The following is a 22119-nucleotide window of genomic DNA, read 5'->3' as shown; positions in this document are numbered from 1 at the left end:
ATGGAAATGCAAAAGCTCTACCTGCTGGTTCCCCTGGCGCCACTTGTCGGTGCCCTGATTGCCGGACTTTTCTGCCGCGTATTGCCGCGCTGGATAGCGCATACCGTGACCAGCGGCGGTGTGGCGATCGCCCTGCTCGCTTCCTGCCTGATCTTCAAGGACGTAATGGCAGGGAACACGTACAACGGTCCGGTGTACCAGTGGCTGACGTCCGGTGATTACCGTTTCGAGGTCGGCTTCCTGATCGACCAACTGACGGTGACCATGATGCTGGTGGTCACCTCGGTTTCACTGATGGTGCACATCTACACCATCGGCTACATGCAGGATGACCCGGGCTACAATCGTTTCTTCAGCTACATCGCGTTGTTTACCTTCTCGATGTTGATGCTGGTGATGAGCAACAACTTCATGCAGTTGTTTTTCGGCTGGGAAGCCGTGGGTCTGGTTTCCTATCTGCTGATCGGCTTCTGGTACACCCGACCGACCGCCATCTTTGCCAACCTGAAGGCCTTTCTGGTCAACCGGGTCGGCGACTTCGGATTCATCCTGGGCATCGGCCTGGTTCTGGCGCACTTTGGTACGCTCGATTACGTCGCCGTGTTTGCCAAGGCACCAGCGCTGGCAGCGAGCACCACGCTGCCGTTGTTTGGCGAAGGCCCGGGCGTTGCGCTGATGACCGCCATCTGCATTCTGCTGTTCATTGGCGCGATGGGCAAATCGGCACAGGTTCCCCTGCACGTCTGGCTGCCCGACTCGATGGAGGGCCCGACACCGATTTCGGCGTTGATCCACGCCGCGACAATGGTCACGGCCGGTATCTTCATGGTCGCGCGCATGTCGCCGCTGTTCGAGTTGTCGGATACGGCGCTGTCCTTCGTCATCGTCATCGGGGCGATCACCGCACTGTTCATGGGCTTCCTGGGCATCATCCAGAATGACATCAAACGTGTCGTGGCTTATTCGACGCTGTCACAACTCGGGTACATGACCGTGGCGCTGGGAGCATCGGCTTACTCGGTGGCGATCTTCCATCTGATGACGCACGCCTTCTTCAAGGCGTTGTTGTTCCTCGGGGCCGGCTCGGTGATCATCGGCATGCACCACGATCAGGACATTCGCAACATGGGTGGCCTGCGCAAGTACATGCCGATCACCTGGCTCACCTCGCTGATTGGTTCCCTGGCGCTGATCGGAACCCCGTTCTTTGCCGGCTTCTATTCCAAGGACTCGATCATCGAGGCGGTAGCCCTGTCGCATATCCCGGGCGCCGGATTTGCCTACTTTGCAGTCATGGCGGGAGTTTTCGTCACCGCCTTTTACTCGTTCCGGATGTATTTCCTGGTGTTTCACGGCCCGGAGCGCTTCGGCAAGCCGGCACACCCGCACGCCGCGCAAGCCAAACCCGCGCAGCCTGCGGCACATGCTGACCATTCGGCGCACGGCCATGATGACCTGCACGCGGACGACACGCATGCCGAGCACCACGGCCTTGCTCCAGGCCAGAAGCCGCACGAGACGCCCTGGGTGGTGACCTTGCCCCTGATCATGCTGGCCATACCGTCGGTGATCATCGGCTATATCGGCGTCGGCCCGATGCTCTTCGGCGACTACTTCAAGAGCGCGATCTTCGTCAATGCCGAGGCCCATCCAGTGATGGAAGAACTGGCCCATCACTTCCATGGCGCTTTTGCCATGGCCACGCATGCGGCGACGTCGCCGGTATTCTGGCTGGCGTTCCTGGGGGTGGCCCTGGCGTGGTTCCTGTACCTCAAGCGCCCCGACATTCCAGAGGCGATCAAGGCCCGTTCCAGTTTCCTCTACACGCTGCTGGACAACAAGTACTACTTCGACAAGTTCAACGAGGTCTTCTTCGCCGGTGGTGCGCGCCTGCTCGGCCGGGGTTTGTGGAAGGGTGGCGACGCTGGTCTGATCGACGGCATCATTGTCAACGGTGCTACACACCTCGTAGGCTGGTTTGCGACTCTGGCACGCTTGTTCCAGACCGGTCACATCTACCACTACGCTTTTACGATGATTATCGGCGTGTTCGTCTTGATGACCCTGTGGGTCACGCGCGCCTGAGCTAGAGAAAGACTGGGAACGATATGTCAGGCACGCCGCTTCTCTCTCTTGCCATCTGGGTTCCGATTCTCGCCGGCTTTGTTGTGCTGGCGACGGGCTCGGATCGCAATGCACCGCTGGCACGGATGCTCTCGCTGATTGGAGCTCTCGCCGGACTGCTGGTGACCCTTCCGCTGTATACGGGGTTTGACCTGCAAACCGCAGCGATGCAGTTCGTTGAGTTCAAGAGCTGGATTCCACGCTTCAACGTGAACTACCATCTCGGTGTGGACGGCATTTCGATGCCATTCGTGATTCTCAACAGCTTCATAACGGTGACGGTCGTGCTCGCCGGATGGCAGGTCATCGGCAACAAGGTGGCGCAGTACAACGCCGGCTTCCTGATCATGTCCGGGCTGTTGAACGGGATCTTCTCCGCCCTCGACGGTGTACTGTTCTACGTGTTCTTCGAGGCTTCGCTGATCCCCCTGTACCTGATCATCGGCGTCTGGGGTGGACCCAACCGCGTCTATGCGGCATTCAAGTTCTTCCTGTTCACGCTGTTTGGTTCGCTGCTCTTCCTGATCGCCCTGCTGTACCTGTTCGTGACCTCCGGGGGTAGCTTCTCTATTCTCGACTGGCAGCAGATGCCGATCGGCCTGAGCGCTCAGACCTGGCTGTTCCTCGCCTTCCTGGTGGCTTTTGCGGTCAAGGTTCCGATGTGGCCGGTGCATACCTGGTTACCGGACGCGCACGTCGAAGCTCCGACCGGTGGTTCGATCGTCCTGGCAGCCATCGCGTTGAAACTGGGTGCGTATGGTTTCCTGCGCTTCTCGTTGCCGATCGCCCCGGATGCGTCGCACGAATTGTCCGGACTGGTGATTGGCCTGTCGTTGATCGCCATCATCTACATCGGCTTCGTAGCGCTGGTTCAGGACGACATGAAGAAACTGGTCGCCTACTCGTCGATCGCTCACATGGGCTTCGTGACCCTGGGATTCTTCATGTTCAGCGCCATGGGTGTCGAAGGCGCACTGGTGCAGATGATCTCGCACGGATTCGTCTCGGGTGCGATGTTCTTCTCGATCGGTGTCATGTACGACCGAGCGCATTCGCGACAGATTGCCGACTACGGCGGGGTGGTCAACACCATGCCCAAGTTCGCGGCGTTCTTCATGCTGTTCGCCATGGCCAACGCCGGTTTGCCGGCGACATCCGGCTTCGTTGGGGAGTTCATGGTCATCCTCGCCGCTGTAGACCACAGCTTCTGGGTCGCCTTCGCTGCCGCATCGACGATGATCGTCGGCGCCGCCTATACCCTCTGGATGTACAAGCGAGTCGTCTTTGGCGCCGTGGCCAACCACCATGTGGCCGAACTGACCGACATCAACGCCCGCGAGTTCCTGATCTTCGTCCTGTTCGCCGTCGGCGCCCTGGGCATGGGTCTCTATCCGCAGCCCTTTACTGAAGTCATGCACAGCTCGGTCAATGAGTTGCTGCGTCACGTCGCCCTCAGCAAGATCCAATAATTGGTAGCCGCTATGACTCTTGCCGAAATGCAGTTCCTGACGCCCGATCTCCGCCTCGCAAGCGCGGAGATATTCATCGCGCTGATGGCATGCCTGATCCTGATGTTCGATCTCCTGGTCAAGGACAGGAAGCGAACCACCACTTTCGTCGCCACGCAATTGACTCTCGTCGGTGCGGCGGTAGTCACCTTTGCGACCAGTTCGGGTGAGATCAGCTACACCTTCAGCAACATGTACGTCGGGGACCTGATGGGCGACCTGCTGAAACTGCTGCTGTATCTGACGGTGATTGTGGTGTTGTTCTACTCGCGAGGCTACATCCTGGAGCGGGAACAGATGGCCAAGGGTGAATATTACGTCCTGGTGCTGTTTGCCACGCTCGGCATGATGGTCATGATATCCGCCAACCATTTCGTGACCATCTACGTCGGTCTCGAACTGCTGTCGCTCTCGCTGTATGCGATGGTGGCGATGAACCGCGATTCGGTCCCGGCGACCGAGGCGGCGATGAAGTATTTCGTGCTTGGCGCCCTGGCGTCCGGACTGCTGCTGTACGGCATGTCGATGATCTACGGCGCTACCGGTACCCTGGAGATCACGGCGATTGCCGAACGCCTTTACATGGGTCAGGCAGACAAGACGATCCTCGTTTTTGGCCTCGTCTTCCTGGTTTCCGGCCTGGCCTTCAAGCTGGGTGTCGTGCCCTTCCACATGTGGATTCCTGACGTCTATCACGGCGCCCCGACAGCGGTCACCCTGTTCATCGCCAGCGCTCCCAAACTGGCCGCATTTGCCATGGTGATGCGTCTCCTGGTCAATGGCCTGATCGTGCTGGCGCACGACTGGCAGACGATGCTGATCCTGCTCTCGGTGCTGTCGATGGCCATCGGCAACATAGCCGCGATCGCCCAGACCAACCTGAAACGCATGCTGGCCTATTCGGCAATCTCGCACATGGGTTTCATGCTCCTCGGAATGGTCACCGGCGTCGTCGGTGGCGATGCGAGGTTCGCACTCAACGCCTACAGTTCATCGATGTTCTATGTGATCACCTACGTGCTGACCAGTGCCGGCACCTTCGGGATGATCCTGCTGCTGGCGCGGGCGGGCCTGGAGTCCGACGAACTCGACGATTTCAAGGGTCTCAACAAGCGCAGCCCGTGGTTCGCCGGGATGATGATGATGATGATGTTCTCGATGGCCGGGATCCCGTTCTTCGTCGGTTTCTTTGCCAAGTTCTCGGTATTGCAGGCGGTGGTCGCCGCGGGCTATCTGTGGCTCGCCATCGTTGCCATTCTCTTCTCGCTGATCGGTTGTTTCTACTATCTGCGCGTGGTCAAGCTCATGTACTTCGATCAACCGACGAACACCTCAGCGATACAGGCACCGCTGGACGTCAAGATTCTGATGTCGGCCAACGGTCTGGCGGTTGCCTTGCTCGGTATCTTTCCGCAAGCCTTGATGTCGCTTTGCGCTTTCACGCTTCTGCGGTCGCTCTGACTACGCAGGCCATTTGACAGGAACGCCCCGCCAGCCGGGGCGTTTTCATTGGGAGTCCAGGATTGGAAAACGATTACCCGCATCTCCGCGAACAACAACTGGAGAGCACCCAGATCTTCCGCGGCAAGCTCCTCGACGTCCGGCGCGACCGCGTGCAACTGCCCGACGGCCAGGAGTGCCTGCGTGAGTACGTGCGGCACCAGGGAGCGGTGGTGATCATCGCGCTTCTCGACGACGGCCGACTGCTGTTCGTACGACAGTTTCGCTATCCGCTGGGTCGCTCGTTCCTCGAACTGCCGGCGGGAAAGATCGATCCCGGTGAGGACATCCGCGATACCGCCGCACGGGAGCTGCTCGAAGAAACCGGGCATTGCGCGGCGGAATGGCGGCACCTCGGGGTGATGCATCCCTGTGTCGGCTACTCGGACGAGCGCATCGAGATCTTTCTTGCCATCGGCCTGCATCAGGAAGCGGAACCGACGCCCGACAGCAGCGAGTTCCTCGATGTGCTCAGTCTGTCTCTGACGGAAGCCATGGCCGCTGTCCAGAGTGGCGCAATCACTGATGCCAAGACCCTCAGCGGGCTTCTCTGGGCTGAAAAGGTGGTCACCGCCGGCTGGTGACATTCGCAGACAACTGCTGGGGATCGCACAAGCAGACTCCCCCGCGATGCGGAAAGTCAGCCCTTTCGCGCGAGTTCGAGAACAGCCGCTCGGAGTTCGGCAACCTCGGTTTCGAGTCGCGCAACGCGAACCTCAAGATCCGATGGGACAGACGACGGCCCATCCGCTGGCAACCCCTTGCCTATGGGCAAGCTTGCCGCGCCGCACAGCAGATGCGCCCAGCGATGCTCGCGAGCGCCGGCCTGTCTCGGCAGCCTGGTCACCAGCGGGTCACTCGCGCGCGATGCCATTTCGTCGAGGTAGGCTTCAACGGACGACGTATCATCAAATCGGTACAGTCGCTCGGCGTTGGCGCGAAGTTCGCTGGCCGTCTGCGGGCCACGCAACATGAGAATGGCGAGCAAGGCGACACTGGCCGGAGGAAGGCCGTAGACTCTTCCGAAATTCTGTGCATACCGCAGCACACGTCCGGAAGCGCCGTAGGTCTCCAGCACCAGAACACGGCTACGCAGTTCATCGAGCGCCGCTTGCACTTCACTGTCCTTGACATTGATCACCGGATCCCTGGCCGACTTTTGATTACATCCGGAGGCCAGGCTGTTGAGGGTCAGCGGATAGATGTCCGGGGTGGTCCTTTCCTTCTCGACCAGTACGCCGAGTATGCGTGCTTCGAGAAAGGCAAGGGGCTTCTGCGCTGAGGGCTGCATGGTTTCTGTGGATCCCTTCCTAGCGTCGATCAAATTCGTTCAGTGACGATGCCGCCGAGTGATTGACCAACGCGGATGTTGCTCAGGCAAAAAGTTGCCCATGCTCACGCGAACTATGGAAACCGACCCGGCTCCACTTCTCGCTCGTCACTTCAAGGTTGTAGCGCGTGCTGGCCAGATAGACGGCATTGCCGTCGACGTCCCTGGCCAGTCGATGCAGTTGCTCGCGTTCAAAGCCGCGGCGTGTGACTTCATCGGGAAATGTCAGCCAGCGTGCCGTATAAATATCGGCCGACTCGAAGATGGCGTCGACCTTGTATTCCGTCTTCAGTCGCTGGGCGACAACCTCGAACTGCAGGTTGCCGACCGCGCCCAACAACAGCGCCCCACTGCCGAGGTTCTCGAAGACCTGGATCGCCCCCTCTTCACCGAGTTCCTGCAGTCCCTTCAACAACTGCTTGCTCTTCAGCGGGTCACGCAGGCGGGCAGCGCGGAACAGTTCGGGCGAGAAGTAGGGTATCCCCTTGAAGCCGAGCACCTCACCCTCGCTCAGGGTGTCGCCGATATGCAGGTTGCCGTGGTTGTGGATGCCGATGATGTCGCCAGCAACGGCGTCTTCCATCAGCAGTCGTTCGTTGGCCATGAACGTCAGCACGTTGGCGAGCTTCATATCCCGATCCAGTCGCAGATGCCGGATCTTCATGCCCGGGACGTAGCGGCCTGAACAGACGCGAAAAAAAGCGATCCGGTCGCGATGCTTGGGGTCCATGTTGGCCTGAATCTTGAACACGAATCCCGAGAAAGCCGGTTCCGCGGGCTGCACCATGCGCTGGCCCCCGTCACGCTCCTGCGGCGGTGGAGCCCAGTCGAGCAAGGCCTGCAGGATCTCCTGGACGCCGAAATTGTTGATCGCCGACCCGAAAAAGACGGGCGACTGCCGGCCGGCAAGAAAGCCGATCAGGTCGAACGGGCTGCTCGCGCTCTGGATCAGGTCAACATCCTCACGCAGTTTCCCGACCTCGCCGGGAAACTGGGCGTCGAGGATCGGATTGTCGAGACCGTCAAGCCGCTCGGATTCGCCACGTCTCTCCTCCCCGGCAGCGAAATGCAGCAAGCGGTCATTCAGGAGGTGATAGACGCCACGAAAGGTCTTGCCCATGCCGATCGGCCAGGTGATCGGAGCGCACTCGATGCCCAGCACCGATTCGATCTCCTCAAGCAGGTCGAAAGGCTCGCGGACCTCACGGTCGAGCTTGTTGACGAAGGTGATGATCGGCGTGTTGCGCATCCGGCAGACGTTGAGCAGCTTGATCGTCTGCGCCTCGACGCCCTTGGCCGCATCGATGACCATCACCGCCGCATCGACAGCGGTCAGCACGCGATAGGTATCCTCGGAAAAATCCTCGTGGCCCGGTGTGTCGAGAAGGTTGATGGTGTGCTGCTGATATTCGAACTGCATGACCGAGCTGGTCACCGAAATACCGCGTTGCTTTTCCACCTCCATCCAGTCCGAAGTGGCGTGCCGGGCACTCTTGCGGCCCTTCACCGTGCCGGCGAACTGGATCGCACCGCCGAAAAGCAGGAGCTTCTCGGTCAAGGTGGTCTTTCCCGCGTCAGGGTGTGAAATGATCGCGAAGGTGCGGCGTTTGGCGACGTCGCGGAGAATTTCGGGGGGAAACTGGCATTCGTTCCGGGAGTCGCTCATCGGGGTACTCGTCAGGAAGCTTGCGGCGGCATCGAAGCAGCCGCCGGGAGAAGGTTGCAAGTCACCTTACCGGCGCTACGCAGGCCGCACTATACCAAGACTCTGCGCAGGCTGAGAACACATCGCAACGTCGGTCACCGGAAACAGACCAAATCAGCCTGCAGGCACACTCGGAATCAGCTCGTTTGGCAGTAGAAACCCCAGCGAATAACCAGCCACCAGGGACGGTTGCTGGACAATTGACCGTAGAATCCGATCTGCGTACAACAGACCGGCCTCTCGACGCCGGAAGACGCGAGTCAGGAGAAGCGTTGATTGACAGGCGAGCCTTGGGTGATTTCGTCTACACGGACGTTGAATTTCGCCAATACCGGCGTCGCCGGGCCGAGCGTCTGCTGCGTACTGGCGTGGGTTTCCTGCTTGCTTATGTACTCGCCTGGGGTACGGTCGCGCTGACGCGCGGCGACTGGACAACGCTGCTCCTGCAAGGAGTCTCGATCATCGGAGCGGCCTGGGTCTGGTTCTGCCTGTCGCGCGGCCGGCTCGGGCTGGCCAGCCACAGTTACTTCTGGTTCGTGATGCCCGTCGTCGGCGCGTTGATCGCGCTCGAAGGCGTGTCGGGACCGTTTCTCAGCATGAGCCACTACCACCTGCTGCCACTGACCGTGGGTGCGTATCTGCTGTTTTTCGAGCACAGCGAGCGCGGCCGGCGAGTGTATGTGGGGGGCTGCCTGTTGATTTTCGCCGCCGTTGAACTGGGGCTGGTGACGCTGTCTCCCCTGGGTCTTTCCTACTCCCCCGATGCGCAGCGGACCGGGCGCTGGATTCTGTTTTTCGCGAACTTCACTTCGCTGATGTGGGTCGCCGGGCTCTTCGTGGCCGACCTGGCCGAGGTCGAGAGGCAACTCGCCAACGCCAATGCCCGTATGGAAGGTCTGCTCGAAAACATGTTGCCGCCGACGATCAGTCAGCGCCTGCGCCGGGAAGGACGAACCTTCGCCGATGCCTTCAGTGAATGCAGCGTGCTGTTTGCGGACATCGTCGGCTACACCTCGCTGTCGGAGTCGATTCCCAACGTGGTCAACCTGCTGGACGCCATCTTCACGCGCTTCGACGACCTCACCGAACAGTGCGGCCTTGAAAAGATCAAGACCATTGGGGATGCGTACATGGTTGCCTCCGGGATCCCCGAAGCGCGTCCCGATCACGCTGCCGCTGCGGCGGAACTGGCCCTGCGGATGCAACAGGCGATCAAGGATTTCCCCGGTCTGGAGATTCGCATCGGCATCAATTCGGGCGCGGTGGTGGCCGGTGTGATCGGCAAGAAGCGCTTCATCTACGACCTCTGGGGAGACACGGTCAATATCGCCGCGCGCATGGAATCGCAGGGGGTCTCCGGCGGGATCCAGATCAGCGAAGCGACGCGCGCCCTGCTGCCCCCCGACTTCGTGTGCGAGGATCGTGGTGAAATCGCGGTCAAAGGCAAGGGAGCGATGCGTGTGTATATGCTCAAGGGGCGCGCCACAGACACACCATCGGCCGCTTGCGATGCACCCGCAGAACCACTGATAGAACAGGGGCAAGATTGAATGCCGGGTTCGTCTCCAGCAAATGCTGCCGTCTCGAACAAGGCTGGCACGGGGTTCGCCTTGGCAGTTTGCCTTCGCCACCTTCGCCGGAAACGCCGGCACGACTTTCACGCTAAAATCGCTTCTCGAACGTATGCGTTGGCCAGAGGCTTGCCGCCTAGCCACGGACGAAAAAGCATCAAGTTCGCCGGGATCGCCGTCACGACTCCTCGTGGGCTGGTTGTTGTGTACAGTCGAAATGCTTTTCCAACCATGCGGCAGCGGACAAACGTGCGCGGGAGGCGTAACGCCATTGCCCACTTTCGGGGGATGCAAGGTGGTCACTTTCAAGAGTCATGCCGTAGCGCTGTTCGCTTCCTGGATGTTGTCATGGGCACCACAGGCGGCCGCGCAAATACCGACCTACAACCTGTTCAACGATACTACGGCGGACCTGTTCTTTCAGACCCTGGACCCGGCACGCGGCACCTGGAAAGACCAATCGCTCAAGGCGCATGAACAAAAAACCTACAACATGACGTCCGGGGATCCTGTCGGCAATATTCGCATCGCCACGCCGTCCCGCGGCTACAACGAGTACAAGGTCGGCGCCGGCGGTGTCTACCGCCTGACCTGGAGCGATCCAAAGCAAATGTGGGATGTGCGGACGGTCCAGCAGGGCCACGGCGCGCAGACCAACCCGGTGCAGCCGCTGGCGGCCAACAGCAACCCGGCGGCGAAAACGCAAGCCCCGGTACGCACCGCTGCACTCCCCTACCGCCTGGGTGATTCGGTGTTGGCCTTATGAAAGCAGTCATGGTACGCCGCCACGGTCATCCAGATGGACGGCAGCAAGCTGAAGATCCACTATGACGGTTATGGCAACGATTGGGACGAATGGGTTGACGGCTCACGTGTTCGCCCCCGCTAGGCGCCCGCTGCAGTTGCACCCGTGTGATCGGCAACAGCGGGCGAGCGCGCGATTTCCCCCACCAGAGCCGCAAACGCCAATGTCTGCGAACTGCCGACTGCCACTGCTTGCCTTCCTGCTGCTGCTCCCCATGCTGGCGAACGGCGCGTGTACGACCAATGACAAGCAGTGGCTGTGGAACTACTCGGGGAGCATCGCCGAAAAATACCGCATCGGAATGACGCTCGTGCTTGCCGGCAGCACTGTCAGCGGCAGCTACTTCTACGCCAGTCAACTGGCGGACATCAGGTTGCGGGGAAGGATTGCGCATGGGACGGACATCGTCCTCGACGAGCTGGACGCTGCGGACAGGGTCGTAGCCCGTTTCGAAGGCCGCTTTCTGACCAGCGACCCGAGCGGCCGCTATCAGGGTGACAAGCTGGAATGCGAGATCATCACCGGCACCTGGCACAAGCTCGATGCCAACCAAGGATTGCCCGTGCGCCTGACACTGGATAACGGAACCGCTGGAAGCCTGGCCAATCGTTACGCCGCTGCCGGAGCTACGGACGATGAACTCGTACACCGACAGGCCCTGCGCTTCTGGCATGCCGTCAAACGCACCGACAAGCCGACGGTCGCCGCGCTCGTTGCGTACCCGCTCAACGTCGTCGTTGCCGGTAGCCGCAAGCGCATCCACGACGCGAAGGAACTGGTCGCCAATTACGACGCGATCTTTACCCCGCAGCTACGCGCAGCGATCGCCAACGCCCTGCCGCGAAACATGTTCGTTCGCGACCAGGGAATCATGCTGGGCAACGGCGAGGTGTGGTTCGGTGCCGACGGCAAGGTGATCGCCCTGAACCCGCCGTGAAATCGACTGACCGCCGGCCGTTGGAGCCAGCACGCCGCTGATGAGCCCCCTGACCGAAATCCACGCCATGATCGACGCGCGCGTGCGCGCCATCCGTGAGGATCGCCCCGACTGGTGGTGCGGCAAGGGTTGCGACACCTGTTGTCGACGGCTCGCCGAACTCCCGCGACTGACGGCAGCGGAATGGGAACTGTTGCGCGACGGTCTGGCCGCGTTGTCGCCGCAACGGCTGGACGCAATCGGCCGCGACCTGGCCGCTCTGGCCAACGACCGTGCGCGCCCGCTGGTCTGCCCGCTGCTCGAACCATCCACCGGCAGCTGCCCGGTCTATACGCAACGCCCGGTGGCCTGCCGCAGCTACGGTTTCTACGTGCAGCGGCAACTCGGACTGTACTGCCCGGAAATCGAAGCGCGCGTTGCCAACGACAGCCTCGCCGACGTGGTGTGGGGCAACCACGATGCCATCGACCAGCGGCTCGCCGACCTGGGCGAAAGTCGTCCGCTGACTGAGTGGTTCGGAAATTGGCGGTGTGGTGAATAGCGCAGCCAGCAAGAATAAATAGAACGGATCATAAGGCAACCTCATTCATGAACATTTTTTCGAAATTCTCCAACCAGAAGATCTGGGTGCGCCTGATCGTCTCGATCAGCGTCATGACTATCGCGTCCTGGGCCGTGATGATCCTGTGGTCGGCGCACGTCAGTGAAGAGGCAGCAATCGAACAGGCGCAGGATTTCGCGCGGAGTGCCCACGACATGGTGCTCGCCGGGCTGACCGGAATGATGGTCACCGGCACGATTCCACAACGCGAGGTGTTCATTGACCAGATCAAGCAGTTGCCAAGCATTCGCGAGGTCAGGGTCCTGCGCGGCGAGGCGGTGACCAGGCAGTTTGGCCCCGGGATTGGGCAGGAAAGCGAACACGATGCTCTGGAAGGCGAGGTTCTTGCAACGGGTAAGGAGTATTCCGCGGTCGAAAGCACCGCGAATGGCGAGGAGGCCCTCAGGGTCATTCGGCCCGCGCTGGCGCACGAGAACTATCTGGGCAAGAACTGCATGACATGCCATGCCGTGCCGCTGGGCACCGTCCTGGGTGCGGTAAGCATGAAGGTTTCGCTGAAATCGACCAGGGATGCGGTGGCGCGCCAGCGCATGCAGACCATCGTGGCCGCGGTGTTGCTGACACTGCCGATGCTGTTGGTGATATTCGTATTCATCCGCAAGGTGGTCACGCGGCCGCTCGCGCACGGGGTGGATGTCGCGCATGCCGTGGCTGCCGGCAAGCTCGACAACGATATCGAGGTCGTTTCGAGCGACGAAGTCGGCGACCTGCTCAAGACGTTGAAGGTCATGCAGGAGGGCCTGAATGTCGTGCTGCAGGAAGTCGAGAACTGCGGGTTGAGCATGGGTCAGTCGTCCTACCAGATTTCGTCGATTTCGAACGAGATCTCGAAGGTCAGCCAGCAACAGCAAAGCCGTTCCGGCGAGGTGGACGGAGCGATGTCGCAGTTGGACGAAATCTCGCGGCAAGCGCTCGCGCAGGCTGTCGCCGCGGTCGAGCGCTCGAACCATGTGGAGGACATGGCGCGCGCGGGGATCGCCAACGTCGGGAGCAACATCGAGGCGATGAATGCGACTTCGGCCAGAGTCGAGCAGGTATCGAACGAAATTCGGGACCTGCAGCGGTCGGCACGAGAGATCGATGAGATCGCCAACACGATCAAGGAAATTGCCGGACAAACCAACCTGCTGGCGCTGAACGCGGCCATCGAGGCGGCCCGTGCCGGCGAACAGGGGCGGGGCTTTGCTGTCGTGGCGGACGAGGTTCGCAAGCTCGCCGAGCGTTCCGCCAGGTCTGCCGAGCGGGTCGGGATCATCATCGGGCATTTGTCGGGGCAGGTGGGGCAGGTCGTATCGACCATAGATGCCCTGGTCGCCTCGGTCGGCTCGACGCGCGAGGAATCGCGGCGCATGGCCGAGACCATGGAGCGCATTTCGAACAATGTCGCAGAGACCGTGCGAGCCAATCAGAACATTTCCACGGCCAGCACACAACAGCTCGATCAGTTCAGGCTGTTGCAGCAGACGCTCGATACGCTGTTCCAGACATTGCGCGAGTCGAGCAGCAAGGTCGAGGTCACCGCCGCGATCAGTGACGACCTGCGTTCGGTTGCTGCGCGTCTCAACGCCATCATGGCCAGGTTCTCATTTACCCATAGCACGGTCATCGACAAGGCGCAGAACGAGCAGCGTCGTGCGCCACGGTTGCAAAGCAACCTGCGTGTGCTTGTCGAGCAGCGGGGTGAGAGGTTTGAGGGCGTTACCAGCGACGTTTCGCTGGTCGGCGCGCGCCTGCGCCTGCGACGGTCCATCGCTTCCGATCAGGCGCTGACCGTGTTGATCTACCTGCCCGCTGAGGAGATGTCGCTATACGAGCAGCAGGCCCCGCTCAAGGTCAGCGGGCGTGTAGCTTGGAGCGAGGGGGGTAGCGGCGAAGATTGTGTTTGCGGTGTCGAGTTCTTCGAACTCGACGAACCACAACGGGCCGGCTTGGCGCGCTGCTTTGAGTATTTTGGCAAGAACCCCTTGTTCCACCGATAAGGCTTGCGCTCGACCGGCGTGATCTTGAAGCCGTTCACCTGGAAGAAAACCGACTTGCTGCAGGCAGGGAGAAGCGGTGGCCACGTATCCCCAGGCAAAAAAAGAGGGCGCCACGCGGGCGCCCTAAGGGGAGAGACTGAGAGGACAGGCTGAATCAGTAGTGGTAGGCCGATTCGCCGTGCGAGGTGATGTCCAGACCTTCGCGCTCTTCTTCTTCCGGCACGCGCAGTCCGATGACCATATCGACCAGCTTGAATGCGACCAGGGAAACGACGCCTGACCAGACGATTACCGTACCGACGCCCCAAAGCTGGCTGATCACCTGTGCGGTCATGTCGTAGTCGCCGACCTTGTTGAGCACATAGTCATAGACGCCGGTGCCGCCGAGTGCCGGATCAGCGAAGACACCGGTGAGAATCGCACCGAGAATCCCGCCGACGCCATGCACACCAAAGACGTCGAGTGAGTCGTCTGCGCCGAGCATCCGCTTCAGACCATTGACGCCCCAGAGGCAGACCACACCGGCCAGCAGGCCGATGGCGATGGCGCCGACCACTCCGACAAAACCGGCGGCCGGGGTGATGGCCACCAGGCCGGCGACCGCTCCGGAAGCTGCACCGAGCATCGAGGGCTTGCCCTTTAGCGCCCATTCAGCCAGCATCCAGGACATCGCCGCGCAGGCCGTTGCCACCCAGGTATTGACCATCGCCAGTGCAGCACCACCGCTCGCTTCGAGGGCCGAGCCGGCGTTGAAACCGAACCAGCCGAACCACAGCAGCGAAGCACCGATCATCGTGAAGGTCAGGCTGTGCGGGGCCATCGATTCGCGGCCATAACCAATCCGCTTGCCGATCAGCAGCGCCCCAACCAGACCGGCCATGGCCGCGTTGATGTGCACCACGGTTCCGCCGGCAAAGTCGAGAGCGCCCTTCTGGAACAGGAAGCCGGCCGTCTTGCCTGCCGCTTCGCCAGCCGCAGCGTCGACATAGGCATCAGGACCGGCCCAGTACCAGACCATGTGCGCCATCGGCAGGTACGAAAGGGTAAACCAGATCACCATGAAGACGAGAATCGCGGCAAACTTCGCACGCTCGGCAAAGGCGCCGACGATCAGGCCACAGGTAATCGCCGCGAAGGCACCCTGGAACACGACGTAGGCCAGTTCGGAGATGACCACGCCCTTGCTGAAGGTGGCCGCAACCGAGTCCACCGTGATGCCCTTGAGGAATATCTTGTCGAGCACGCCGAAGAAGCCCCCGCCTTCGGTAAAGGCCACCGAGTAGCCGTAGACCACCCACAGCACGCTGATCAGCGAGAAGGTCACGAACACCTGCATCAGCACCGAGAGCATGTTCTTGGTGCGGACCAGCCCTCCGTAGAACAGTGCCAGTCCGGGGATCGACATCAGGATGACCAGGGCGGCACTGGTCATCACCCAGGCGTTGTCTCCCTTGTTGGCAACCGGTGCCGGCGCCGCGGCGGCTGTGGCCGGTGCAGCACTAGCGGCATCGGTGGCGGCTGGTGCGGCCACCGCCGTTGTGGTTGCAGGCGCTGCTGCAGGTTTTTCTTCGGCCCAGGCCGGAGCGCCGATGCTTACGGCGCCGAGCAGGGCGAGGATGGCGAATATGCGTCTCATGATTTGCTCCTTACAGGGCTTCCTCACCGGTTTCGCCGGTGCGAATGCGGATGACTTGTTCAATTGCCGAGATAAAGATCTTGCCGTCGCCGATCTTTCCGGTACTGGCAGATTTTTCGATGGCCTCGATCACCTGATCGAGGAGACTGTCGCTGATCGCAGCCTCGACCTTGACCTTGGGCAGGAAGTCGACGACGTATTCGGCGCCGCGATACAACTCGGTGTGGCCCTTCTGGCGCCCGAAGCCCTTGACCTCGGTGACGGTGATCCCCTGTACGCCGATCGCCGACAGCGCTTCTCGTACTTCGTCAAGCTTGAAGGGCTTGATGATGGCGGTTACCAGTTTCATGTTGCTCTCCATGTCATGGGAAGGCGGCGCCTCCCCGGTTTAACCAATGTGTGCCTAAAAGCTCCGGCTGACTGAAACGACGGCGATTCCGCGACCCGAGTCCTTGGTATGCGAGCCGGTAGTGATCACCCCACCGCTGTCGGAGATCGAGTTGGTGAAGCAGCAGAGCGGGTAGCTGGAAGTACCAGAGCAAGCGAGATTTTTCATGGTTGAGCCCTTGGAAACGAAAGAAAGGAATGCTGAACACAACAAAGCATTTTGTGTGCCAGAACACTTCGCACGATAAATCAGTGCGCTGCGTTTCCTCTGCTGGAGCGCGGCGGTGGCTACTGCACTGCGATAGCGCAAGTACCGGTTACGGCGCACCGTTCTGGTGCGCCACCTGTCGAAGGGTTTGCCTGTGCTAAACTCTAAGCGTCCTCAACCACCTGCGCCAGCCGGCAAACACCATGCTCAACCCGAAGATCCTTGAAGAAATCGGCGCCCGCCTGAGCGCCGTCATCGCCGCCAGTCCGGCTGCCGACATCGAAAAGAACGCGCGCGCCCTGCTCTCCAGCGTCTTCGCCAAGCTCGATCTGGTCAGTCGTGAAGAATTTGACATCCAGACACAAGTCCTGCAGCGCACCCGGGAAAAACTGAAAGCACTCGAAGCGCGGCTCGACCGGCTGGAGAACGGCCCGGATCAGTCGGACTGAGCCGTCCCGCGCGCCTCGGACTCGGGGAGACCTTGCTCGCCGCATTCCGGACGGCGTCCGAAGTGATTCGGGATTACGGCCGCTGCCCTGCGAGGCCCCGGAAAGGGCCATAATGGACGTTCCATGGACGCCTCAACCTCGCCCCCGATCCCCAGCCGTGCGCAGACGCTGGAAGTAATGCGCCTGATGGGGAGGCAGCGGCCGATGCTGATGCTGCTGGGTGACGGCGATGGCTTTGGCACCCGTTGGGTACTGGATGGTCAGGAGGTGCCGCCTGGAATCGCCAAATACCTGATGGACGCTGGCTTCATCGCGGATAGCGGCGCCACCGAGTTTGCTGTCAGGAGGCTCACACTGACCGATTCCGGCTACCGCTTCCGGGAAAATGGTGTCCTCTGGTGGAGCAGCCTCGGTTTTCTGGAGCGTTTGAGAATCACGATCTTCGGTTGAAAGCAACGGGAAACATGGGATGACTTCAGGTGGAGAAAGCCCGTCGGTGAGTCCGCTTCGACGCTCATTCCACCACGGAAGGTTTGCCACCCCACCCCCTCCTTTTTTTCTCCGAATTGTTTAGACTGCGGTTTTCCCAGAGTCAGCGTCATGCCGCTCGCCATCGTCCACAGCCGTGGTCTCGACGGACTCTCTGCTCCGGAGGTCGCGGTCGAGGTGCATCTCGCGGGCGGCCTGCCGAGCCTCACCCTGGTCGGGCTGCCCGATACGGAAGTCAAGGAGGCACGCGATCGGGTACGTGCGGCACTGCAGAACTCGGGCTTCGATTTTCCCGGCAAGCGCATTACCGTCAACCTCGCGCCAGCCGAGTTGCCCAAGGAATCGGGGCGCTTCGATCTGCCGATCGCGCTCGGCATTCTCGCCGCCTCCGGTCAAATTCCGAGTGCGGCGCTGGCCAACCATGAATTTGCCGGTGAACTGTCGCTCTCCGGTGAATTGCGGCCGATCCGCGGCGCGTTGGCCATGGTCCTCGCCGCCGGTGGCGTGGGACGCAGCTTCGTTCTCCCGACCAGCAGTGCCCGCGAAGCGGCTTTGGCCAGCAAGGTGCGGGTGCTGACGGCGCGCACGCTGCTCGACGTCTGCGCACACCTGACCGGGCAAGGAGCGCTGGACGAATGCCAGGCCACCGATGCGACAGCCGATGACGGCAGCGATTACCCTGACCTCGGCGAGGTACGCGGACAGGTACAGGCCAAGCGGGGGCTGGAAATCGCTGCCGCCGGCGCGCACTCGCTCCTCCTCGCCGGCCCTCCGGGTACCGGCAAGTCGATGCTCGCCAGCCGCCTGCCAGGCCTGCTGCCGCCAATGACGCTGACCGCCGCGCTCGAATCGGCGGCCGTGTTGTCGCTGGCCGGGCAGTTTCGCCCCGAGGTCTTTCGCCGCCATCCCTACCGTGCACCGCACCATACGGCGTCATCGGCGGCGCTGGTCGGTGGCGGCAGCATACCCCGTCCCGGCGAGATCTCTCTGGCGCATCAGGGCGTCCTGTTTCTCGACGAAATTCCCGAGTTCGATCGGCGGGTACTCGAAGCTCTGCGCGAACCGCTGGATTCGGGGCGTATCCACATCTCACGTGCGGCAAGGCAAGCGGAGTTTCCCGCCCAGTTCCAGCTCGTCGCGGCGATGAACCCCTGTCCCTGCGGTTATCACGGCGATTCGCGCGGCCGCTGCCGATGTACACCGGACCAGGTGCTGCGTTATCGCAGCCGGATCTCGGGGCCGCTGCTCGACCGCATCGACCTGCAGATCGAAGTGCCCGCGGTGCCGGCGGAGGTCCTGCAACAGCCACCTGACGGCGAAGCGTCGGCTACCGTTCGGGCACGTGTCACGCAGGCGCGGGAAAGGCAGATGCAGCGACAGGGAAAACCCAATGCGCGCCTGACCGGCAAGGAGATCGACCAGTACTGCCAGCCGCAGGCGGACGCGGCAGCGCTGCTCAAGCACGCCATCAGTCGCTTCGAACTCTCCGCGCGCGCTTTCCACCGCCTGCTCAAGGTGGCGCGGACGATCGCCGATCTGGGAGGGGGCGAATCCATCGCGGCCGCGCATGTGGCGGAAGCCGTGCAGTTCCGCCGTTTCGCGAAGGACTGATTTGCCGAACAGGACCATTCCACCGGCGGCGCGCGGCATTACCGTGGTCCTGGGCGCTCTGGCCTCACTCGGTCCCTTCTCGATCGACACCTACCTGCCATCATTCAACGACATCGGTACTTCCCTGCTCGCCACACCGCTCGAAGTCCAGCAGACCCTGACCGCCTACCTGCTGCCCTACGCGCTGATGACACTGTGGCATGGTGCGCTCTCGGATGCGCTCGGTCGCCGTCGGGTGATTCTGGTATCGGTGGCCCTCTTTGCCCTTGCCTCGGCCGGCTGCATGTTTGCGACCCGGATCGAACACCTGTGGCTGATGCGCGCACTGCAGGGCATTACCGCCGGCGCCGGCATGGTCGTCGCCCGGGCGATCGTCCGCGATCTCTACGATGGGGCGCCGGCACAGCGACTGATCGCACACATCACCATGGTTTTCGCCCTCGCGCCGGCGATCGCGCCGGTGCTCGGCGGCTGGCTGCAGTCCTGGTTCGGCTGGCGCTCGGTGTTTGCCTTTCTGGTACTGCTCGGTTTCGCGCTCTGGCTGGCGTGCTGGTACCTGCTTCCGGAAACCTTGCCACGCGACCAGCGCCACTCCCTGCACGCCCGTTATCTGGCGCGAGCCTACTGGAAAGTGCTGACTTCATCCGCGTTCCTGTTGACTTGCGGCGCGCTGGCGCTGAACTTCGCGGCCTTCTTCATCTATGTGCTGTCGGCACCAGTCTTCCTGATGCGTCATCTGGGCGTTTCGGCCACGGGATTCCTGTGGCTGTTCGGCCCGGCCATGAGCGGTCTGATGATCGGGGCGTGGCTGTCCGGCAGGCTCGCCGGCAAGTGGTCGGCGGCGCGCACGATTGCCGCCGGCTACCTGCTGATGGGCACGGCGGCGGTACTCAACATCGGCCTCAACCTGGCGCTGCCGCCGGCGCTGCCGTGGAGCGTGCTGCCGCTCTTCGGATTCACCCTCGGCATGTCGCTGGCCATGCCGACCCTGACCCTGCAGGCGCTTGACCTGTTCCCCGAACAACGTGGCCTGGCCGCGTCCTGCCAGACTTTCCTGCAATCCGGCGGCAACGCCTTTGCTGCGGCGGTGATTGCCCCGGCGCTCTGGGGCTCGCTGACCAGGCTGGCGCTGGGCATGGGCGGTCTGTTACTGCTGGGCGCCGGCGCCACCTTGATCCAGCGCCGACGCAGCGCGGCCTGAGGGTCACCGCATCTGCCGGGCATGGGTCTCGCGGGCAAACGGGATCAGGCACAAGGACACGAAGATGCACGCCACCAGCAGGCTGAAGCCGGCCTGATAGGCCGCGGCATTGTAAAGGCGGGCGCCGCCTGCCGTGGCACCCAGCCAGTAACGGTCGAGCACCCAGCCCACGCCCGGTTGCAGCAGCATGCCGCCCAACAGTGGACCCATGTTGCAGATCCCCGAGGCCGTGCCCATCAGCCGCGCCGGCACCGACTCCTTGGCAAAGGCAAAACCGATGATCAGGTTTCCCGAGACAAAACCGGTAAACAACAGGGTGGCGATCAACAGCCACACGGGCAATGGCAGGAAGATGATCAGCGCCCAGCCGGCCAACGCCGCAGCGGTGGTGGCGACGTACAGCGGCCGGCGGCGGCCCAGGCGTTCGGACAGGGAACCGAGGACCGGCCCGCCAACGGCCCAGGCGATGAGCAGCAGCGAAGTGATGGCCGCCGCGGTCTTGGTCTCCAGGCCATGCACCTGCTGCAGGTAGGGTACCCCCCACAGGCCGGCGAAGGTGAGCACCGCGCCGGCAATGCCGATCGGGGTGATCAACAGGATCCAGGTGTTCCGGAATGAGAGCACCTCGGCCATGCCGCGCAGGATCGAAGCATGCGCTCCCCCCGGATGGTTCGTCGTCGCATGGCTGCGATAGCCGCGCTCAGCGGGATCGTCGCGAACGCGCAGCCAGATGGCCACCGCCAGCATGGCGGTAACTGCAGCCGAGACCCCCATCACCGGACGCCAGCCCCAGGCTTCGATCAGCAGGCGCAGGGGTACTCCGGCAATCACTCCGCCGACCACGCCGAAGAGCAGGGCCAGGCCCGAGGCGAGGGCAAACTGGCGTGGCGCGAACCACCGGGTCGCCAGTTTCAGCATCGAAACGAAGGCCACGGCCACCGAAGCGCCGATCAACAGGCGCCCGGCGCTGGCCCACCACAGGTCGCCGGCGCAGGCAAAAAGCACGCTGCCAGCGGCAGCCACGGCGGCACCCGCGGTGAGCAGGCGGCGTGGCCCCCAGCGATCCGCCAGAATCCCGGTCGGGATCTGCATCAACACATACGAGTAGAAATAGAAAGCCGAGAGATTCCCGAGGCCGGTGGCGCCGATGGCGAATTCTTCCATCAGCCGGTCGGTCATCACCGCCGGTGCGATACGCTGGTAGAAACCAATCAGATAGAGCAGTGCCCCCAGTCCCCAGATGCTCCAGGCCACCGCGGCCGGTGGATAGCTGCGCTCGTTCACCGGCCCGGCTTTCGCCGCGACTGTTCTGCACCCCCGCCACGGCGGCAATGGCGCCCGGTACGGCACGCGCATCGATGCCAGTTGATCAGCACGGACGCGGGGCGGGGATCACAACGCGGTGGGTTCCGGATACGCCAGGCTGCGCATCCGCTCTGGTCTATACTCGTGGCTTGCAGGCAACGATTGCCACTGTCCCCATGGAGCACGCAAGACATGTTCAGAAAACGCTTCGCACGCCTGTTTCTGGCTGCTTCAATCGCCGCGCTGCTGCCAGCCTGCGACGTTGATCGCCTCAACCAGCTCAAGCCGGGTGTCAGTACTGGCGAAGAAGTACGGAAGATCATGGGCCAGCCAAACTTCGAGTGGAAAGACGCTGATGGTACGCGTATCTGGGAGTATCCGCGCACCCCCGAGGGTATCGTCAACTACATGCTGGTCATCGGCCCCGATGAAGTCCTGCGCGAAGTGCGGCAGGTGCTGACCGAAGACAATTTTGCCCGCGTCAAGGCGGGCATGAGCCAGGACGAAGTCTATCGACTACTCGGCCGGCCAGCGCACCAGCAACGCTTCTCCCTGCAACAGGAGACGGTGTGGGACTGGAAGACCAGGGTGGAACCGGGCATGACCTGGTTCTTCAACGTACACTTCGACCCCGCCGGGGTGGTGACCAGAACGAGCACCCACTTCGTTGCCAGGGGCTGAGGCTGGCCCTTGTTTCATGACGTACGCGCACCCGCCCCGAACCGGAATACTCATTTACCGGCTGCCCGGGC

General features: G+C 62.0%; 19 protein-coding genes and 1 pseudogene. 15 read left to right on the top strand and 5 right to left on the bottom strand.

The window, feature by feature from the left end; translation table 11 throughout:
• The 4 genes from nuoL (at nt 1) to AC15MQ_RS06775 (ending at nt 5716) form a co-directional block, all read left to right on the top strand.
• Entirely contained in the window at nt 1–2085 is a 2085-nt protein-coding gene (nuoL, locus tag AC15MQ_RS06790) for an NADH-quinone oxidoreductase subunit L (RefSeq protein WP_483079722.1), read from the top strand.
• 23 nt (nt 2086–2108) lie between these two features.
• On the top strand, nt 2109–3593 hold the full coding sequence (locus tag AC15MQ_RS06785; protein ID WP_287654942.1) for an NADH-quinone oxidoreductase subunit M: 1485 nt from the start codon (nt 2109–2111) through the stop codon (nt 3591–3593).
• A 27-nt stretch (nt 3594–3620) separates the two neighbouring features.
• On the top strand, nt 3621–5093 hold the full coding sequence (nuoN, locus tag AC15MQ_RS06780; RefSeq protein WP_332337753.1) for an NADH-quinone oxidoreductase subunit NuoN: 1473 nt from the start codon (nt 3621–3623) through the stop codon (nt 5091–5093).
• A gap of 62 nt (nt 5094–5155) precedes the next feature.
• The gene (locus tag AC15MQ_RS06775; RefSeq protein WP_350496191.1) at nt 5156–5716 is read left to right on the top strand and encodes an NUDIX domain-containing protein; all 561 of its coding nucleotides are present in this window, start codon (nt 5156–5158) and stop codon (nt 5714–5716) included.
• 56 nt (nt 5717–5772) lie between these two features.
• Here the strand turns inward: AC15MQ_RS06775 and AC15MQ_RS06770 are convergent, their stop codons facing one another.
• Nucleotides 5773–6423 (bottom strand): YceH family protein, encoded by a 651-nt coding sequence (locus tag AC15MQ_RS06770; RefSeq protein ID WP_483079721.1) that lies wholly within the window; start codon nt 6421–6423, stop codon nt 5773–5775.
• Nucleotides 6424–6505: 82 nt separating this feature from the next.
• Nucleotides 6506–8128, bottom strand: coding sequence for a peptide chain release factor 3 (locus AC15MQ_RS06765; RefSeq protein WP_483079720.1), 1623 nt, complete (start codon nt 8126–8128; stop codon nt 6506–6508).
• A 311-nt stretch (nt 8129–8439) separates the two neighbouring features.
• On the opposite strand from AC15MQ_RS06765, the gene AC15MQ_RS06760 reads away from it, so the two are divergent.
• The 6 genes and pseudogenes from AC15MQ_RS06760 (at nt 8440) to AC15MQ_RS06735 (ending at nt 14081) form a co-directional block, all read left to right on the top strand.
• Nucleotides 8440–9717 (top strand): adenylate/guanylate cyclase domain-containing protein, encoded by a 1278-nt coding sequence (locus tag AC15MQ_RS06760; protein ID WP_483079719.1) that lies wholly within the window; start codon nt 8440–8442, stop codon nt 9715–9717.
• A 316-nt stretch (nt 9718–10033) separates the two neighbouring features.
• On the top strand, nt 10034–10504 hold the full coding sequence (locus AC15MQ_RS06755; protein ID WP_483079718.1) for a hypothetical protein: 471 nt from the start codon (nt 10034–10036) through the stop codon (nt 10502–10504).
• 15 nt (nt 10505–10519) lie between these two features.
• Nucleotides 10520–10627 (top strand): annotated as a pseudogene (locus tag AC15MQ_RS06750) (Tudor-knot domain-containing protein); the annotation flags it as partial.
• Between the two features lie 79 nt (nt 10628–10706).
• Nucleotides 10707–11480 carry a hypothetical protein gene (locus AC15MQ_RS06745; protein ID WP_483079717.1) on the top strand — a complete coding sequence of 258 codons (774 nt, stop codon included), beginning with the start codon at nt 10707–10709 and terminating at the stop codon, nt 11478–11480.
• A gap of 40 nt (nt 11481–11520) precedes the next feature.
• On the top strand, nt 11521–12021 hold the full coding sequence (locus AC15MQ_RS06740) for a YkgJ family cysteine cluster protein (RefSeq protein WP_287654934.1): 501 nt from the start codon (nt 11521–11523) through the stop codon (nt 12019–12021).
• A gap of 47 nt (nt 12022–12068) precedes the next feature.
• On the top strand, nt 12069–14081 hold the full coding sequence (locus tag AC15MQ_RS06735) for a methyl-accepting chemotaxis protein (RefSeq protein WP_483079716.1): 2013 nt from the start codon (nt 12069–12071) through the stop codon (nt 14079–14081).
• 154 nt (nt 14082–14235) lie between these two features.
• Here AC15MQ_RS06735 and AC15MQ_RS06730 read toward each other — a convergent pair whose 3' ends face one another.
• Together AC15MQ_RS06730 and glnK are read right to left on the bottom strand one after the other, a co-directional pair.
• Nucleotides 14236–15717, bottom strand: a complete 1482-nt coding sequence (locus AC15MQ_RS06730; protein WP_483079715.1) for an ammonium transporter — start codon at nt 15715–15717, stop codon at nt 14236–14238.
• A gap of 10 nt (nt 15718–15727) precedes the next feature.
• Nucleotides 15728–16066 carry a P-II family nitrogen regulator gene (glnK, locus tag AC15MQ_RS06725; protein WP_287654931.1) on the bottom strand — a complete coding sequence of 113 codons (339 nt, stop codon included), beginning with the start codon at nt 16064–16066 and terminating at the stop codon, nt 15728–15730.
• 449 nt (nt 16067–16515) lie between these two features.
• On the opposite strand from glnK, the gene AC15MQ_RS06720 reads away from it, so the two are divergent.
• The 4 genes from AC15MQ_RS06720 to AC15MQ_RS06705 all read left to right on the top strand — a co-directional run bounded on the left by AC15MQ_RS06720 (nt 16516) and on the right by AC15MQ_RS06705 (nt 20062).
• The gene (locus AC15MQ_RS06720) at nt 16516–16761 is read left to right on the top strand and encodes an accessory factor UbiK family protein (protein ID WP_287654929.1); all 246 of its coding nucleotides are present in this window, start codon (nt 16516–16518) and stop codon (nt 16759–16761) included.
• Nucleotides 16762–16884: 123 nt separating this feature from the next.
• A complete protein-coding gene (locus tag AC15MQ_RS06715) occupies nt 16885–17211 on the top strand; it encodes a hypothetical protein (RefSeq protein ID WP_332337676.1) in 327 nt (108 codons plus the stop codon).
• Nucleotides 17212–17361: 150 nt separating this feature from the next.
• Nucleotides 17362–18861 carry a YifB family Mg chelatase-like AAA ATPase gene (locus AC15MQ_RS06710; RefSeq protein ID WP_287667154.1) on the top strand — a complete coding sequence of 500 codons (1500 nt, stop codon included), beginning with the start codon at nt 17362–17364 and terminating at the stop codon, nt 18859–18861.
• A gap of 1 nt (nt 18862) precedes the next feature.
• The gene (locus tag AC15MQ_RS06705) at nt 18863–20062 is read left to right on the top strand and encodes a multidrug effflux MFS transporter (RefSeq protein ID WP_483079714.1); all 1200 of its coding nucleotides are present in this window, start codon (nt 18863–18865) and stop codon (nt 20060–20062) included.
• 3 nt (nt 20063–20065) lie between these two features.
• Here the strand turns inward: AC15MQ_RS06705 and AC15MQ_RS06700 are convergent, their stop codons facing one another.
• The gene (locus AC15MQ_RS06700) at nt 20066–21346 is read right to left on the bottom strand and encodes an MFS transporter (protein ID WP_483079713.1); all 1281 of its coding nucleotides are present in this window, start codon (nt 21344–21346) and stop codon (nt 20066–20068) included.
• A 213-nt stretch (nt 21347–21559) separates the two neighbouring features.
• On the opposite strand from AC15MQ_RS06700, the gene bamE reads away from it, so the two are divergent.
• Nucleotides 21560–22048 carry an outer membrane protein assembly factor BamE domain-containing protein gene (gene bamE / locus AC15MQ_RS06695; RefSeq protein ID WP_483079712.1) on the top strand — a complete coding sequence of 163 codons (489 nt, stop codon included), beginning with the start codon at nt 21560–21562 and terminating at the stop codon, nt 22046–22048.
• Nucleotides 22049–22119 lie beyond the last annotated feature (71 nt).

The organism is Candidatus Accumulibacter propinquus, assembly GCF_056856495.1.
The sequence above is the reverse complement of the archived record's forward strand: the minus strand, read 5'-3'. Positions and strand labels throughout refer to the sequence as shown.